Source organism: Brachybacterium paraconglomeratum (assembly GCF_003994255.1).
GTDB lineage: Bacteria > Actinomycetota > Actinomycetes > Actinomycetales > Dermabacteraceae > Brachybacterium > Brachybacterium conglomeratum.
The window spans coordinates 64,669-78,490 of record NZ_ML133862.1 but is presented as its reverse complement, the minus strand read 5'-3'; the positions used below and the strand labels follow the sequence as shown (position 1 = coordinate 78,490).

11 protein-coding genes are annotated in these 13,822 nt (G+C 73.2%); 3 read left to right on the top strand and 8 right to left on the bottom strand.

Features of this window, described 5'->3' with window-relative positions; genetic code table 11:
- Positions 1-221: 221 nt before the first annotated feature.
- The 4 genes from DS079_RS15535 to DS079_RS15520 all read right to left on the bottom strand — a co-directional run bounded on the left by DS079_RS15535 (position 222) and on the right by DS079_RS15520 (position 6,024).
- Positions 222-3,431 carry a YhgE/Pip domain-containing protein gene (locus DS079_RS15535; protein WP_126988714.1) on the bottom strand — a complete coding sequence of 1,070 codons (3,210 nt, stop codon included), beginning with the start codon at positions 3,429-3,431 and terminating at the stop codon, positions 222-224.
- Positions 3,432-3,533: 102 nt separating this feature from the next.
- Positions 3,534-4,454, bottom strand: coding sequence for a tRNA glutamyl-Q(34) synthetase GluQRS (gene gluQRS, locus DS079_RS15530; protein ID WP_126988701.1), 921 nt, complete (start codon positions 4,452-4,454; stop codon positions 3,534-3,536).
- 93 nt (positions 4,455-4,547) lie between these two features.
- Complete coding sequence (locus DS079_RS15525) at positions 4,548-5,219, bottom strand: GNAT family N-acetyltransferase (RefSeq protein ID WP_164736288.1); 672 nt, start codon at positions 5,217-5,219, stop codon at positions 4,548-4,550.
- A gap of 31 nt (positions 5,220-5,250) precedes the next feature.
- Positions 5,251-6,024: a hypothetical protein gene (locus DS079_RS15520; protein ID WP_010551835.1), complete on the bottom strand. Its 774-nt coding sequence runs from the start codon at positions 6,022-6,024 to the stop codon at positions 5,251-5,253.
- A gap of 236 nt (positions 6,025-6,260) precedes the next feature.
- On the opposite strand from DS079_RS15520, the gene DS079_RS15515 reads away from it, so the two are divergent.
- Entirely contained in the window at positions 6,261-6,797 is a 537-nt protein-coding gene (locus DS079_RS15515) for a peptidylprolyl isomerase (RefSeq protein WP_070499118.1), read from the top strand.
- Positions 6,798-7,110: 313 nt separating this feature from the next.
- Here the strand turns inward: DS079_RS15515 and DS079_RS15510 are convergent, their stop codons facing one another.
- Positions 7,111-8,298: a hypothetical protein gene (locus tag DS079_RS15510; RefSeq protein ID WP_126988700.1), complete on the bottom strand. Its 1,188-nt coding sequence runs from the start codon at positions 8,296-8,298 to the stop codon at positions 7,111-7,113.
- Between the two features lie 160 nt (positions 8,299-8,458).
- A complete protein-coding gene (locus DS079_RS15505; RefSeq protein ID WP_126988699.1) occupies positions 8,459-9,337 on the bottom strand; it encodes a VIT1/CCC1 transporter family protein in 879 nt (292 codons plus the stop codon).
- Positions 9,338-9,834: 497 nt separating this feature from the next.
- Between DS079_RS15505 and DS079_RS15500 the strand changes: the two genes are divergently transcribed.
- The gene (locus tag DS079_RS15500; RefSeq protein ID WP_126988698.1) at positions 9,835-10,776 is read left to right on the top strand and encodes a rhomboid family intramembrane serine protease; all 942 of its coding nucleotides are present in this window, start codon (positions 9,835-9,837) and stop codon (positions 10,774-10,776) included.
- 786 nt (positions 10,777-11,562) lie between these two features.
- On the opposite strand, the gene DS079_RS15495 is transcribed toward DS079_RS15500, so the two are convergent.
- Positions 11,563-12,192, bottom strand: coding sequence for a pyroglutamyl-peptidase I (locus tag DS079_RS15495; RefSeq protein WP_126988697.1), 630 nt, complete (start codon positions 12,190-12,192; stop codon positions 11,563-11,565).
- Between the two features lie 123 nt (positions 12,193-12,315).
- Between DS079_RS15495 and DS079_RS15490 the strand changes: the two genes are divergently transcribed.
- A complete protein-coding gene (locus DS079_RS15490; protein WP_126988696.1) occupies positions 12,316-12,990 on the top strand; it encodes a GNAT family N-acetyltransferase in 675 nt (224 codons plus the stop codon).
- Positions 12,991-13,155: 165 nt separating this feature from the next.
- On the opposite strand, the gene DS079_RS15485 is transcribed toward DS079_RS15490, so the two are convergent.
- Positions 13,156-13,671, bottom strand: a complete 516-nt coding sequence (locus DS079_RS15485; RefSeq protein ID WP_126988695.1) for a lamin tail domain-containing protein — start codon at positions 13,669-13,671, stop codon at positions 13,156-13,158.
- Positions 13,672-13,822 lie beyond the last annotated feature (151 nt).

Below are 13,822 nucleotides of genomic sequence, written 5' to 3'. Positions count from 1 at the left end.
GGGGGGGCGGGGGGGGGGTGGCGGGGGGGGGGGGCGGGGCCCCCCCCCCCCCCCCCCCCCCCCCCCCCCCCCGCCCCGCGCCATGACCTGACCACGCTCCCGTCCGGGCCTCGGGCACGGGGCGCCGGGGCGCCGGGGCGCCGGGGCGCCGGGCGCCTGGGTGCGGTGCCTGGCCTGTCGGGACCGGCCAGGCGAGGCCGTCACGGCGAAGCGCCGGCGCCTCAGGCCCGGGCGGCGGAGCCCGTGGCGGGCTCCGGCTCCTCCTCGTCCGCGCCGTCCGGTCCGCCCTCGTCCGCGCCGAGCGTGCGCAGCGTGCGGCGCCGCTGGACGACCGCGCCGAGCAGCCCCAGCACGACGCCGACCACCAGCCAGCCCGACAGCCAGGCGAGGTCCCCGGCCGGGTCGATCCAGCCGCCGCCGATCGCTCCGCGGAAGGCGTCGACCGCATGGGTCATCGGCAGGTACGGGTGGAGCATCTGGAAGAAGCCCGGCAGGGTCGGGACCGGGTAGGTGCCGCCCGCCCCGGAGATCTGCATAGCGATCAGCACCAGGGCGACGAACTTCCCGACCGGCCCGAACAGGGCGCCGAAGCCGTGGTTCAGGGCGACGAACACCAGCGAGGTCAGCCCCGCGAGCCCGAACATCAGCGGCAGGTCGTCGATGGTGAGGCCGATCAGCCAGTGCAGAGCTCCGACGGCGATCAGCGTCTGGACGAGACCCAGCAGGAAGGCGGGGATGAGCCCGCCTGCCAGCAGTCGCACCGGCCCCGTCCCGCGCGCCATCGCTTCGGAGGAGAACGGCGGCATCATCAGGAAGATCGCCATGCCGCCGACCCACAGGCTGATCGCGAGGAACAGCGGAGCGAGGCCCTCGCCGAAGCGGCCCAGATCGTTCTGGCGCTCGAAGCTCATCTGCACCGGGTCCGAGGCGGTCCCGGCGAGCTCGCTGCTCTCCTCGTCGGTGTACGAGGGGACGTCGTCCTTCGAGTCGGCCAGGCCGTCGGCGAGCTCGGTCGAGCCGTCGTCGAGCTTCTCGGCGCCGTCGTCGAGGTCGGTCGCGCCGTCGGCGAGCTGCGTCGCGCCGTCGTCCACCTGGCGGGCGCCGTCGGCGAGCTCGGCCGAGCCGTCCGCGAGGGTGCCGGTGCCGTCGGCGAGCTGCTGCGCCCCGTCGCGGGCCTCGCCCGTCTTGTCGGCGAGCGTGCCGGCGCCGTCCCTGAGGGTGCCGGTGCCGTCGGCGAGCTGATCCGCGCCGTCGCGGGCCGAGCCGACGCCGTCGGTGTACTGGGTGACGCCGGAGGCGAGGTCCTGGGCGCCGTCGCGGGCGGTGCCCGTCGCGGCGGCGAGCTGGTCCGCGCCGGAGGCGACCTCGCGGGCGCCGGAGTTCAGACGGTGGATGTCCTGCACGCCCTGGTCCAGGGTGCGGTACGCCTCGGGCAGCGCGAGGGCGGCGGTGCGGGCCTGGTCGGCGAGTTCCGCGGCGAGGTCGGAGGCGCTCTGGCCGGGCTCGGCCGACGGGACGGCGGAGGCGAGGTCGTCCCGCGCCGTGCCGAGGTCGCTGCTGAGGGTCGAGGTGTCCTCGGCGAGGGTCGAGGTGGTGCCCTCGAGAGCGGCGGCGCCCTCGGCGAGTGCCGTGGTGGTGGTGGAGAGGGTCTCGATGTACTCCTCGATACCGGAGGCGGCGTCGCTCATGCCCTCGGCGGTGTCGGCGACGTCGGTGGAGGTCTCCGCGGCGGTCCGGGCCAGGCGGTCGGCCTCGGCCGCGTCGGCGGTGGCGGTCTCGGCGTCCTCGCGGACCTTCTGCGTGGTGCCGGCGAGCTCCTCCGCCTTCTGGCAGACGGCTGACTCGGCCGCGGAAGGCTGCTCGGGCCCCTCGCCGCCCCCGTCGGACGCCTCGCCGGGGCCTCCGCCGGCCTCGGCGCAGAGTCCTGCGAGCTCGTCGACGCCGTCGGCGAGCTCCCCGGCGGAGCCCTCGGAGGTCTCGGCGGACTGCGCCGAGGTGGAGGTGGCCTCGGCCGCGTCCTGTACGGCCTGGTCGAGGGTCTCGACGTCACCGGCGATCGACTCGGCGCCCTCGCGCAGGGTGCGGGCGTTCTGGGCGCGATCGCCCGTGGACTCGTCGAGGTTCCGGGCGGTCTCGGCGAGCTCGCCGGCCTTCTCGTCGAGGCTCTCGGTGGTGGCTGCGATGGTGGCGGCGGCCTCGCCCGGGGCGTCCAGCAGCTCCGGCATCCCGTCGATCGCGCGCTCGAGGTCGTCGATCGCGGTGACCAGGTCCTCGCTCGTGGCCTGGACGTTCTCTTCGGTCACGCCCAGCTCTCGGGCGCGCTCGGCGGCGTCGGTGACGGTCTCGTCCAGCTGCTGGGTGCCGTCGGCGACCTGTCCGGCCCCGCCGGCGAGATCGCTCGCCCCGGTCGCGAGCTGCTCGGCGCCGCCGGCGAGCTCGTCCGCGCCGCTGCGCAGCGGCCGCCCCTTCTCGTCGAGGGTCGCCAGCCCGCCGGAGAGCTGCTGCGCACCGGCGTCGAGGGTCGCGACGCCGTTGCGCAGCGTGACCGCGCCGGAGGTGAGCTGATCCAGCCCGACCACGAGGTCGAGGCTGCCGGAGTGCAGGTCGACCGCGCCCGCGGCGAGCTCGGCGGACCCGTCCGCGAGCTGGCCGGTGCCGTCGGTGAGCTCAACCGTGCCGTCGACCAGGTCGCCGGTGCCGTCGTGGAGATCGCTCGCTCCGTCCGAGAGCTCGGCGGCGCCGTCGGCCGCGTCGACGATCCCTTCATGGATCGTCGTGAAGCCGACGTAGATCTTGTCGAGGTACTCCTCGAGCACCGAGGCGCGCAGCGCGTCGGTGAGCGCGGTGCCGACGGACTTGGAGAAGTTGCCGCCGACGTAGTTCACCGAGTCGTTCGTGGTCACGGTGATCATCGCGGGGGCCGCTTCCATCGCGTCGCCGCCGAGCGAGGCGATGTCCTCGGAGAAGTCGGAGGGGATCGTGATGGTGGCGCCGAAGGTGCCGTCGGCCAGGCCGCGCTGCGCCTCGGCGGGGGAGGCCTCGACGAAGTGGTAGAGGTTCTCCTGGTCCTTCTCCAGCAGGGTTTCCGTGAACTCCTCGCCCACGTCGATGTGGGAGACCTCCCCGTCCGGACTCTCAGCGTCCGCGCCGGTGTCCTCGTTCACCACGGCTGCGGTGATGTGGTTCAGGTTGTTGCTCGGGTCGATGAACGACCAGGTCATGTTGCCGGAGTAGACCAGCGGCACGAGGGCCAGTCCGGTCACGAACAGAGCCGCGATCGGCTTCTTCCACTCCCGGGGCAGCAGGGCGACCGCGCCCCGTCCCGCGGCGGACGCGCCCCGCCCGAGGGCGGCACCGGCGGTGCCGAGAGCGGACAGGACGGCGTGCAGCGCGGAGGAGAGCGCAGTGAGGAGAGCGCGGAGGTATCGCATCACGCGGCGACGATACATCCGTGTATCGAGTTTCGTTACCCCCTCGGTGAAGAAGTGTGGCGGGAGAGACCCGGTTTCCCTCTCCGGCTCCGGCCGACCGGGTCAGGCCGGCAGGTCCACCACCCACGGCCGACGGGACATCCCTGCCGGGTCCCAGGCCTCGAGCAGATCCGCGGCGGAGCGGCAGCCCGCGAGCCCCAGCGACTCCCCGATCCGCTCGACGACGTCGGCCGCGCTCTCCCCGGCGGCGAGCCGGTCCCGCAGCGTCACCGCGCCGTCGCGCTTGGCCAGGCGCGCGCCCGCGGTGTTCAGGGCGAGCGGGACGTGCGCGTAGGTCGGCTCGGGCAGGCCCAGCAGGTGCGCGAGATGGGCCTGGCGCGGGGCGGAGCTGAGCAGGTCGTCGCCGCGGGCCACCTGGTCGACCCCGGCCGCGGCGTCGTCGACCACGACGGCGAGGTTGTAGGCGACCACGCCGTCGCCGCGGCGCAGCACGAGGTCGTCGACCGCGCCGCGGACCTCCCCCTCCCAGAGGTCCTGCACGCTCCACTCCGTCACCTCGGCGCGCAGCCGCAGAGCGGGCTCCCGTCGCAACTCCCGCATCCGCACGCGACCGGCCTCGCGCTCGGCGGGGGAGAGATCACGGCAGGTGCCGGGGTAGGCGCCGGGCGGGGCGTGCGGGGCGCTCGGCGCCTCGAGGATCTCGCGCCGCGTGCAGTAGCACTCGTAGACGAGGCCCTGCGCCGTCAGGGAGCCGATCGCGGCCTCGTGGTCCGCGCCGCGCTCCGACTGGCGGACGACCTCGCCGTCCCAGTCCAGGCCCAGCGCCGCAAGGTCCTCCAGCTGGCGCTGCGCGGCGCCCTCCTGCACTCGATCGAGGTCCTCGACCCGCAGGTGGAAGGTGCGGCCGGTGCGGCGCGCGAGCACCCAGGCCAGGATCGCGGTGCGAAGGTTCCCCAGGTGCAGGTCGCCGCTGGGGGAGGGGGCGTAGCGGCCCGCCCTGGGGCCGGGCGTGGCAGCAGGCATGCGCGTCAGTCTAGGGATTCGGGGCGATGGGAGGGGCGGGGAGCGCGGCGGGATCGAGGGGGCCGGCCGACGGGGCGTGCGCGATGGGTGCGGTCACAGGGCGCGACCGCGGGCCGACGGCGGCAGCAGCAGGAGCACGTCCCCGCCGCGTCCGCCGGGGACCGGGCGGTCGGGCGGCGCGGGCACGAAGCCGAGCCGTGCGGCGAGGGCGAGGGAGGGCGCGTTGCCGCGCGCGGTGATCGCGACGATCTCCGGTGCGCTGTCGGCGTCCAGCGCTCCGAGCACCGCGCGCATCGCCTCGGTCGCGACGCCGCGACCGGTCACCTCGGGCGAGAGGCGCCAGTAGGCGCTCAGCACGGCGCCGTCGGCCCCGTCGCCGTCCGAGAGTGGGACGAGGCCCACGACGCCCAGCAGCCCGACCGGCAGGTCGGCACCCTCTCGTGCCCGCACGGTCAGGTGACCAGTCCCATGGCGCTGCCAGCTCTGCCGCCACTGCGCGAGCACCCACCGCATCTGCGCCGGGTCGGTCAGCGGATCGGTCGAGTCCTCGACGAAGGCGCGCGGATCGGAGTGGAGGGCGAGCAGCTCCACCTCGTCGGCCTCCGCGACAGGGGTCAGGCGCAGTCGTTCGGTGAGGATCTCGCCGTCGCGGCGCCCAGCGCTCCCGCCGCCCCCATCGGCCCGGGTCCCGCCCCCGGACGCGCCGACGGCGCGGCGCTCCTCGTCCGGGGACGGGACCGCCGCGCCGTCGGGCACGTGCGTCACGCGAGTCGTTCGCGCTGCGGAGGGCCTGGGATCAGGCGTCTCCGCGGTGGTTGCCGCGCTTCTCCTCGTCGGCCGTGGCGGCTTCGGGATCCGAGTCGACCTTGACCTCCTTGGGGGTGGTGTCCCCGCCGTGGGAGTCGCCCTTCAGGGCGGAGGCGACGTCGCCGGCGTCGGCCGAGCCGACGGTGTCGGAGACGGTCGAGGAGTCGGACTCGGTGCCGGCCGAGGCGGGGTAGTGCGCGCGGGCGAAGTCCGCGGGCGGTGCCCACGGGTCTTCGACCGGGCGGGTCTTCTGCCAGGCGATGTAGCCCGCGGCGGCACCGGCGGCGGCCAGGCCCAGGATGAGCAGCACCTTGCCGGCGCGGCCCTTCTTCTTCTGCGGGGTGGGCTCCACGATCGCGGAGCGGATGTCGCCCTGGCCCTTGTCGAGCTCCTTGCGCGCCGCGTCGACGGCAGCCTTGAGCACCGTGCCGGTGGTCTCGGCGGTCTTGCGGGCGCGGGGGAGATAGTCGTCCTCGAGGTCGTGACGGAGCTTGTCCGCGCGCGGGCCGAGGTTCTGCGAGAGCTTGTCGCCCTGCTCGCGCAGCTTCTGCTGCGCCTCGGGGACGTACTGGCCGTACAGGTCGGTCGCCTTCGAGCGGGCCTCGCGGGCGCCCTCGGACACCACCGGACCCACCTGGGCTGCGAGCTTCTGCAGCTCCTCGACGGCCTTCTGGGCGTTCTGGCTGGACGCGCCAGCGGCCTCGACGGCCTTCGAGGCCTTCTTCTTGGCCTTCTTCGCCTCGGCCTTGGTTCCAAGCGCCATGGGGTTCCCCTTTCGGTCGAATCCGTCGGGTCGGGCCGACGGTGGTCCCTGGGCCGGGGCAGCCGACGACTGCCACGACCCGTGTGGCACAACCTTAACGCGACCACCCCGCGGCGTTCACAGCGGATGCGGAGTCGCGGAGGATGTGCCAGGCCGCGGCGATGTGGAGGAGGGGACCGGTCCGCGCAGCGTCCCTGCGCACAGCCTGCGCGCACGGTCTGTGGGAGGATTGCGCCATGTTCGCAACTCTGCACACCAACCACGGGGACATCCGCATCGAGCTGTTCCCGCACCACGCCCCCAAGACCGTCGAGAACTTCGTGGGCCTCGCCGAGGGCTCCAAGGAGTTCTCCGATCCGGAGACCGGCGAGAAGGTCACCCGTCCGTTCTACGACGGCGTCGTCTTCCACCGCATCATCTCCGGCTTCATGATCCAGGGCGGTGACCCGCTGGGCACCGGCACCGGCGGCCCCGGCTATACCTTCGACGACGAGATCTCCGAGAAGAACTTCAACGAGCCCTACGTCCTCGCCATGGCCAACGCCGGCACCCGCCGCAACGCGCTGACCGGTCGCCCCTCCGGCACCAACGGCTCGCAGTTCTTCATCACCGTCGGCCCCACCCCGCACCTGCAGGGCAAGCACACCGTGTTCGGCGAGGTCGCCGACGAGGACTCCAAGAAGGTCGTCGACGAGATCGCAGCGGTCAAGACCGACATGCGCGACCGTCCCCTCGAGGACGTCGTCATCGAGAAGGTCTCGATCGAGAAGTGATCTGGCGGGCGCCCCGCGCCCACCGGACCCCGACGCCGCCGGCGTCGCCGCATGTGCGGCGACCCGGCGGCGTCGTGCTGTCCGATGCACTGGCGTGGCGAGAGCACGGTGCTGCAAGGGTCGGGGGCAGCGAGCGTGTGGCCAGCTGATGGTCGAGAACTGGCGCAGGGCGTACCGGTACGCCCATATAGGCATACCGGTACGCCCTGCGCCAGCGGGCGACCATTCGGCCCGGCTGGGCTAGATCGGCGACCCCGAACCGGCTGCATGAGCGCATCCGGCCGGGCCGCCGACCGCGCACCCCAGAGGATGCTCAGGAGAAGGTGAGCGTCGCAGTGATCGGGTCCTCGATCTGCTCGAAGTCCTCGTCGATCACCTGGGTGAAGCGGGGCGAGAGGGTGAGCGTGGCGGAGCGCTCGTCCGCGGGGATCGTGAAGGTCGCGATGTGGGTGCCGTGGCTGTCGTAGAAGATCTGGTCCGTGTCCTGCGCGGGACGCAGCTCGGTGCCGTCCTCGAGGGTCAGCGTGGCCTCGGTCCGGTCGACGACGTTCGAGGAGAAGTCCATCTGCCAGTCCAGGTCCACGACGAGATGGAGCTCGTCCGCCGCTGCCCAGAACAGGTTGCCGCCGTAGTCGACGGTGTCGATGTATGGGGTGAGGAACGCGCTCTTCACCGTGCCGCGCACAGACATGACCCCGGAGACCCAGCCTTCGTCGACCTCCGTCTCGACGATGCCCGCCTCCGTGACCTCGACGCCGAGCTCCCGTTCATAGAGCGACGGGGAAGGGGTGGCGAGGATCGAGCCGTCCACGAGGGAGATCTCCGAGACCTCGTCGCGGATCTCGGCGCGCAGCCCCATCGCCTCGGGCGCGGGGCTGCGGTCCACGATCGCGAGCACGATCCCGCTGCGCTCGGCATCTCCCTCCGCGACCTGCGGCACGTGGATGTTCGTCGTGTTCCCTCCGTGCGCGATGTTCAGCGTCGTGGAGTTGTGCGAGGCGACCGCGGGCTGCCACTCGGAGTCGGTGGACTTCCAGGCGGCGAGGAGGAACTGCTTGCGCTCGCCGGGGAGGATCGTCTCCGCCGCGGTGCCCTCCTCGGCGCCGTCGGCCACAGGGGGCTCCTCGCCGGTGAGGGCGGTGTAATCGGCGGCGGTGAGGCTGTCCACGAGTCCGCTCGCGGTGACCGTCGCCTTCACTCTGGGGGCGAGCAGGGTCTGGGAGGTCTCGAGGCGGGACATGAGTCGGCCTGCGACCGCCTCGTCGGTGACCTCGGTGGGCTGCAGGTCGACGACCGCGCTGGTCGCCGGGTTCGCGGCCTCCGCGGCGCCGTCGGCCGCGCCCTCGTCCGCCTGCCCCGCGGCGGCATCGCCGCCCTTCTCGTCGTCCGTGCCGCCGGGGAGGAGGCCGCAGCCGGCGAGGAGGAGGGTCGGTGCCGCGAGCAGCACGCCGCGGCGGGCGAAGGGCGTGGCGGGGTGGCGGGAAGGGCGTCGGGTCGTCATGGCGCACTCTCGTCAGGGTGAGGAATAGGGATGTCCGTCGAGGCTACTCATCGGACATCTGTCCGGAGAGGCCGTGCTCCGCGAGGTGATCAGGGACACGACGGCCCGGCACCGCGGGAGGTGCCGGGCCGAGGCGTGAGCCGTGGGGCGCACCGCGCGGTCAGCCGATCGCGACCCCGAGCGCCGCGCCGATCCCGTAGGTGACCAGGAGCGCGAGCACCCCGCCGATGATCGTGCGCACGGTGGCGGTGCGGGCGTCGGCCTGGCCGAGGCGGGCGCTGACCACGCCCAGCAGCGCGAGCGCGACCACGACGGCGACGAGTGTCGCGGGCAGGCGCAGGACGGGCGGGCTGGCGAGGATCGCGAGCAGCGGGATGATCCCGCCGAGGGTGAAGGAGAGCAGTGAGGCCAGCGCCGCCGACAGCGGCGAGACCACCGTGCCCTGCTCCACGCCGTGGCGGAAGCGGGTGTGGGCGGTGAGCGCGTCCTGGCGCTCCATCGAGTCGGCGACCTCGCCCACCACGTCGTCCGGGATCCCCGACTCGGTCAGCGCCGCGAGCAGGTGCCGGTGCTCGCCGGCGGGGTCGGCGGCGAGGTCGGCGCGGGTGCGCGCGATGAGGGCGCGGTCGGTGTCGCGCTGGGTGGAGACGGAGACGTACTCGCCCATCGCCATGGACAGCGCGCCTGCGACCAGCGAGGCGAGTCCCGCGATCAGCAGCCAGCGGATGTCGGTGGTGGCGCCGGCGACGCCGACGGCGAGGCCCGCGACCGAGACGATGCCGTCGTTCGCGCCGAGCACCCCGGCGCGCAGCTGGTTGATGCGGTCCGAGCGCGTGGTGCGGTCCTCGGCGTGATCGCGCGAGACGGAGGTGCGCGGGTCTCGGTCGGCCGACGGGGCATGCGCATCGGCGGGCCCGGAGGGCCGCCCGACGGATGGCGCAGGGCGCTCGGCGGACGGCGCGCCGCCGTGCGACGCGGCGGGGGTGTCGGGGGAATCGGTGACGGGCGGGCGGCGAGGGGGCATGTCGAGGAGGCTCATGCCCCGAACCTACTCTCTGGACTAAGTCCAATCAAGCAAGGTGAGCCTCGCCTGACCTGCAAGAACGAAGTAAGGGGAGCCTCTCTCGATCGGCGGTCGACAGCGCCTCCGACCCGGTCACCCGCTCCCCACTCCTTCGCGGAGAGCCGCCGCCCTGTCCTCTGGCCGAGACCCCGCGCCGACGCGCCGGCCACCGCCTCGTCGCCCTGGGCCTCGTCGGTCCGCGCCGCGGCGAGGGCCCCGCCTCGGTCGCGCACGCCGCCGTCGCGAGCCAGGGGCACGACCTGCGCGGCGTCCCCTGCTCCCTCGCCCCTCGGGCGCGTCGCGGCCCCCGCACTGGTGTCCCGGCGGCCGGGGGATCCTGCGCGCCGAGCGTGCAAGGAGGCGGGCCCCACCTCGGGAGGAGCGGCTACCACCTGCTCACGGAGCTGATCTCGGCGGGCGACGGCGCGCAAGGGCTCCGGCTCCCTCCAGCCGCCCGTGGTGGAATGAGACCCATGGACAGACCCAGCTACGGCTACAGCGCCGCCGACGCCCCACCGCCGCAGGGCCCCGTGGGCGGCGGGCCGCAGGAGCAGCCGGTGTGCCCGCGCCACCCGGATCGCGTCAGCTACGTGCGCTGCAAGCGCTGCGATCGTCCGGCCTGCCCCGACTGCCAGCGCCCCACGGATGTGGGCGTGCTGTGCGTGGACTGCGAGCGGGAGCTGGCAGGGGCGCAGGCCTCGACCCGGCCCCGCACCGCGATGGGCGGGCGCATGCGCTCCGGCGCCCCGGTCGTCACCTACACGCTGATCGCGCTGTGCGTGCTCGCGTATCTCGGGCAGATGGTCGCTCCGCAGATCGTCGAGCAGCTGGGCATCTTCGCCCCCTTCCGGGCGCTGGCGATGCCGTGGACCTTCCTCACCGCTGGCTTCCTGCACGGCGGGATCATGCACCTGGCGCTGAACATGTACGCGCTGTGGGCGATGGGACAGTTCCTCGAGCGGTCTCTCGGCCCCGCGCGCTTCGCCGCCATCTACTTCGTCTCGATGCTCGGCGGGCACACGGCGGTGTACGTCCTGGCCGATCCGATGGGGTACTCCTGGCTGACCGGCACCGTCGGCGCGAGCGGCGGCGTGTTCGGCCTGTTCGCCGCGGCGTTCATCGTCAACCGGCGCATGGGCGGGCAGGTCGCGCAGATCGGGGTGCTGATCGCCCTGAACCTGGTGATCACCTTCACCGTCCCCAACATCTCCTGGCAGGGCCACCTCGGCGGACTCCTGCTCGGCGCGGCACTCACCGCGGGGATGTACGCGCTGCGCCCCAAGGCGGTGGCCGGGCAGGACCGGCAGGCGCTCGCCCGCCGCTCCGCGATCACGCACGGCGCGCTGGTGGTCGCCGCCGTGGTGCTGTGCGCGGTGCTCGTGGCGGTCAAGACGGTGCTCCTCCCCGGTCCCTGACCGAGGTTGCGCGCGGCCCGTTCGAGGGCCGACGACGCACTCCTCCCGCACGGCGGGGCGGTCCCTCGGGGCCGCCCCGTTCTGCATCCCCGGGCCGTGCGCGAGAGCCCTGTCACGACACGGACGGAACTACACCGGTGTGGTTTTCCCCAGCTGTGGATCGCGATGTGGATAACTCGCTGCTGTATTGGGGATGACGCGCTCTGGCTGTGGACAACTGCCGACTCGGTGTGGACGGACAGTGGGGACAGCGCAGGTCCATACACCGTGGATGCGGGGTGCGCAGACGTTCTCGCCCACTGCGCGGAGATGATCCAGAGCCGAGGAGCGCGCGCAATGTCCGATTCGAGCCCCCGGCGGAAGCCTCATGACCTGCAGTGATTCTATGGAGCGCGAAGGTCGCCGGCGGGCTGCGGAGGGGCGCTGCGAGGACTGGTCGTCGCGCCGGCGCAATGCCGCGACACGCCCGGGACGACGCTCGTACGTGCGGAACTACAGGGATGTCATTTCTCCACCTCTGTGGAGAACGCTGTGGATAACTTCTTGTGAAGGTGGACGGCGAGGATGTGCACACCCGTGCGGAGCCTCGTTTCCACCGAGTCGCCGGCCCCGTCGGTGGACCGCCGCGGCGCTGTGCACCCCCGTTCGCGGCATCGCGGCATCGCGGCACGGCGGTGGCGGGGGCAGGGAGGCGCCAGCTGTCGGGAGCCGCCCGCTCAGCCCCCGCCTTTCAGCCCCCGCCTTTCAGCCCCCGCCTTTCAGCCCCCGCCTTTCAGCTCCCGCCGCTCAGTGCTCGGCGCCGCCCGCGAGGCGCACGTCGGCCTCCGTGGAGAGCGCCGCCTCGACCATCCGCACCAGCGCCCGTGCGGTGGCGGGGGAGTCGACGACGTCGGCCGAGGGGACGTGGACGAACCCGCCCCGGATCCCCTCGAGCGCCGGGTCGGTTGCCAGCAGGTGCTGCAGGGCGTAGAAGACGTCATTGCATACATAGGTCCCGGCGGTCTGCGACACCGCGGCGGGCACCTCGCCGGCCGCGAGAGCGGCGACCATCGCCTTGACCGGCAGGGTCGAGAAGCGGCCGACGGGCGCGCCCGGCACCACCGGCTCGTCCACCGGGCTCGCGCCCGCGTTGTCGGGGATCCGGGCGTCGCGGATGTTGATCGCGACCCGCTCCGGGGTGATCGCGGTGCGTCCGGCGGCGAGGCCGACGGCGACCACGAGCCGCGGACGCAGTCCCCGCACCGCCTCCTCCAGACGCTCCGAGGCGGTGCCGAACTCGACCGGCAGCTCGACCGCCTCCGCGTCCACGCCGCGCTCGACCAGGGCCGGGACCGCCTCCCGGACGGCCTCCCATGACTCGTTGGTCGCCGCACCGTCGAAGGGCGCGAAACCGGAGAGCAGGACGTCGATGGTCATCGTTACAGGGTACGGCCGGCCGGCCCCCGACGGGCCGTGCGCCGCGACGACGCTCCCGCCCGCGCCGCCCGGCGCTCCGCTCATCGTGATATCGCCGCCGTCGCCCGCGACTAATCTAGGGCGATGTCCGAGCAGACCCGTGCTGAGCCGTTCCCCGCGCTGTCCGCGCTCTACCCCTCCCTCGGGCTCGTCGTCCGCGCCGGGGACCTGACCCTGCGGCCGCTGTCCGATGAGGACCTGCCCGAGTACGCCGCGCTGATCCGTCGGCCGATCTTCGAGGACCCGACCTCCCCGCAGGTGTTCCCCTGGTACCGCGCCGAGCCGGAGACGCGCGTGCGCGAAGCGCTGCGCTTCCAGTGGACGCTGCGCAGCGGGATCTCACCCGAGCGCTGGACACTCGCCTTCGGCGTGTGGGCGGGAGGCCGGCTGATCGGCGCGCAGGACGTTTCCGCCCAGCGCTTCGCCGAGCGGCGCACCGTCACCTCCGGCTCGTGGCTGACCCTCGACGCCCACGGGAACGGGTACGGCAGACTCATGCGCCAGGCGATGCTCGTGCTCGCCTTCGACCACCTCGGCGCATTGCGGGCCGAGTCCGCCGCCGTGGTCGGCAACGCCCCCTCCTACGGGGTCTCCCGCGCCTGCGGCTACATCGACAACGGCACCGAGATCTCCACGATCCCCGGCTCCAGCGAGGAGCAGCAGCGCTTCCTCGTCACGCCCGAGCTGCTGCGTCGGCCCGACGTGCCGGTGGAGGTCGAGGGGGTCACCCCCGCGCTGCGGGAGATGCTCGGCGCCTGACCGGGCGGCGGGAGATGACAGAACCGCCCGATGTGACGTTCCCGCGGGAACGCTCCGTCGGGCGTCCGACGGGGATCCGACGCGGGATCTGACAGATCGGGCGCCGACGACGTTCCCGCGGGAACGCCTGCGGGGCCGACGGGCAGCCGTCGGCCCCGCGCCGGGTCAGCAGTAGGCGGTCGTCGCGTCGGTGCGGACCGTCGTCTTCGTCGCCTTCTTGACGCCGCCTGCGAACTTGCACGACTCGAGCAGCGTGCCCTTGGAGCTGTACAGGCGCGCGGTGTCGCCGGTGTTGTTCCAGATAAAGCTCGCCTTGCCCCAGTACAGGGTGGTGGAGGTGTTCTTCCCGGTGCCCGAGCGGATCGTGACGGTCTTGCCGGGGGCGATCTTGAAGCCCTTGGGGAAGGTGTACTTCTGGGGGCCGTTGTCGCGGATCACGAAGCCGGTGAGGGTCAGCGTGGTCTTCCCGGTGTTCTTGACCTGGATGTACTCCTTCACGTACTCGGAGTTCCTCGAGTAGTCCCGGCCGGGCGGGTCGTAGTACACCTTCACGATGTCCAGCGGCTTCTTCACCGCGGCATCAGCGGGCGGGGCGACCGCGACCGCGAGCGGGACCGCGACCACGAGCGCGGCGAGCAGCAGCGCCAGGAATCGGGCGCGCGAGAGCAGGGGCAGGTGCATGGGATGACCTCTGAGGAGCAGGGGATCCGCGGGTGACGGCCGACTCTCGTCGGCTCTCCTCAGGATCGGAACCGGTGTGACAGCAGGAAGATAACCGGCGCCGACCGCCTGCGCCAGCGTTTCCGCACAACTGTCGTGGGAACTGGGCCAC

Coding starts and splice junctions, on each gene's coding strand:
- DS079_RS15490 (WP_126988696.1), top strand. CDS start 12,316: ATGTCCGAGCAGACCCGTGCTGAGCCGTTCCCCGCGCTGTCCGCGCTC.
- DS079_RS15520 (WP_010551835.1), bottom strand. CDS start 6,024: ATGGCGCTTGGAACCAAGGCCGAGGCGAAGAAGGCCAAGAAGAAGGCC.
- gluQRS (WP_126988701.1), bottom strand. CDS start 4,454: ATGCCTGCTGCCACGCCCGGCCCCAGGGCGGGCCGCTACGCCCCCTCC.
- DS079_RS15495 (WP_126988697.1), bottom strand. CDS start 12,192: ATGACCATCGACGTCCTGCTCTCCGGTTTCGCGCCCTTCGACGGTGCG.
- DS079_RS15485 (WP_126988695.1), bottom strand. CDS start 13,671: ATGCACCTGCCCCTGCTCTCGCGCGCCCGATTCCTGGCGCTGCTGCTC.
- DS079_RS15510 (WP_126988700.1), bottom strand. CDS start 8,298: ATGACGACCCGACGCCCTTCCCGCCACCCCGCCACGCCCTTCGCCCGC.
- DS079_RS15505 (WP_126988699.1), bottom strand. CDS start 9,337: ATGAGCCTCCTCGACATGCCCCCTCGCCGCCCGCCCGTCACCGATTCC.
- DS079_RS15535 (WP_126988714.1), bottom strand. CDS start 3,431: ATGCGATACCTCCGCGCTCTCCTCACTGCGCTCTCCTCCGCGCTGCAC.
- DS079_RS15500 (WP_126988698.1), top strand. CDS start 9,835: ATGGACAGACCCAGCTACGGCTACAGCGCCGCCGACGCCCCACCGCCG.
- DS079_RS15515 (WP_070499118.1), top strand. CDS start 6,261: ATGTTCGCAACTCTGCACACCAACCACGGGGACATCCGCATCGAGCTG.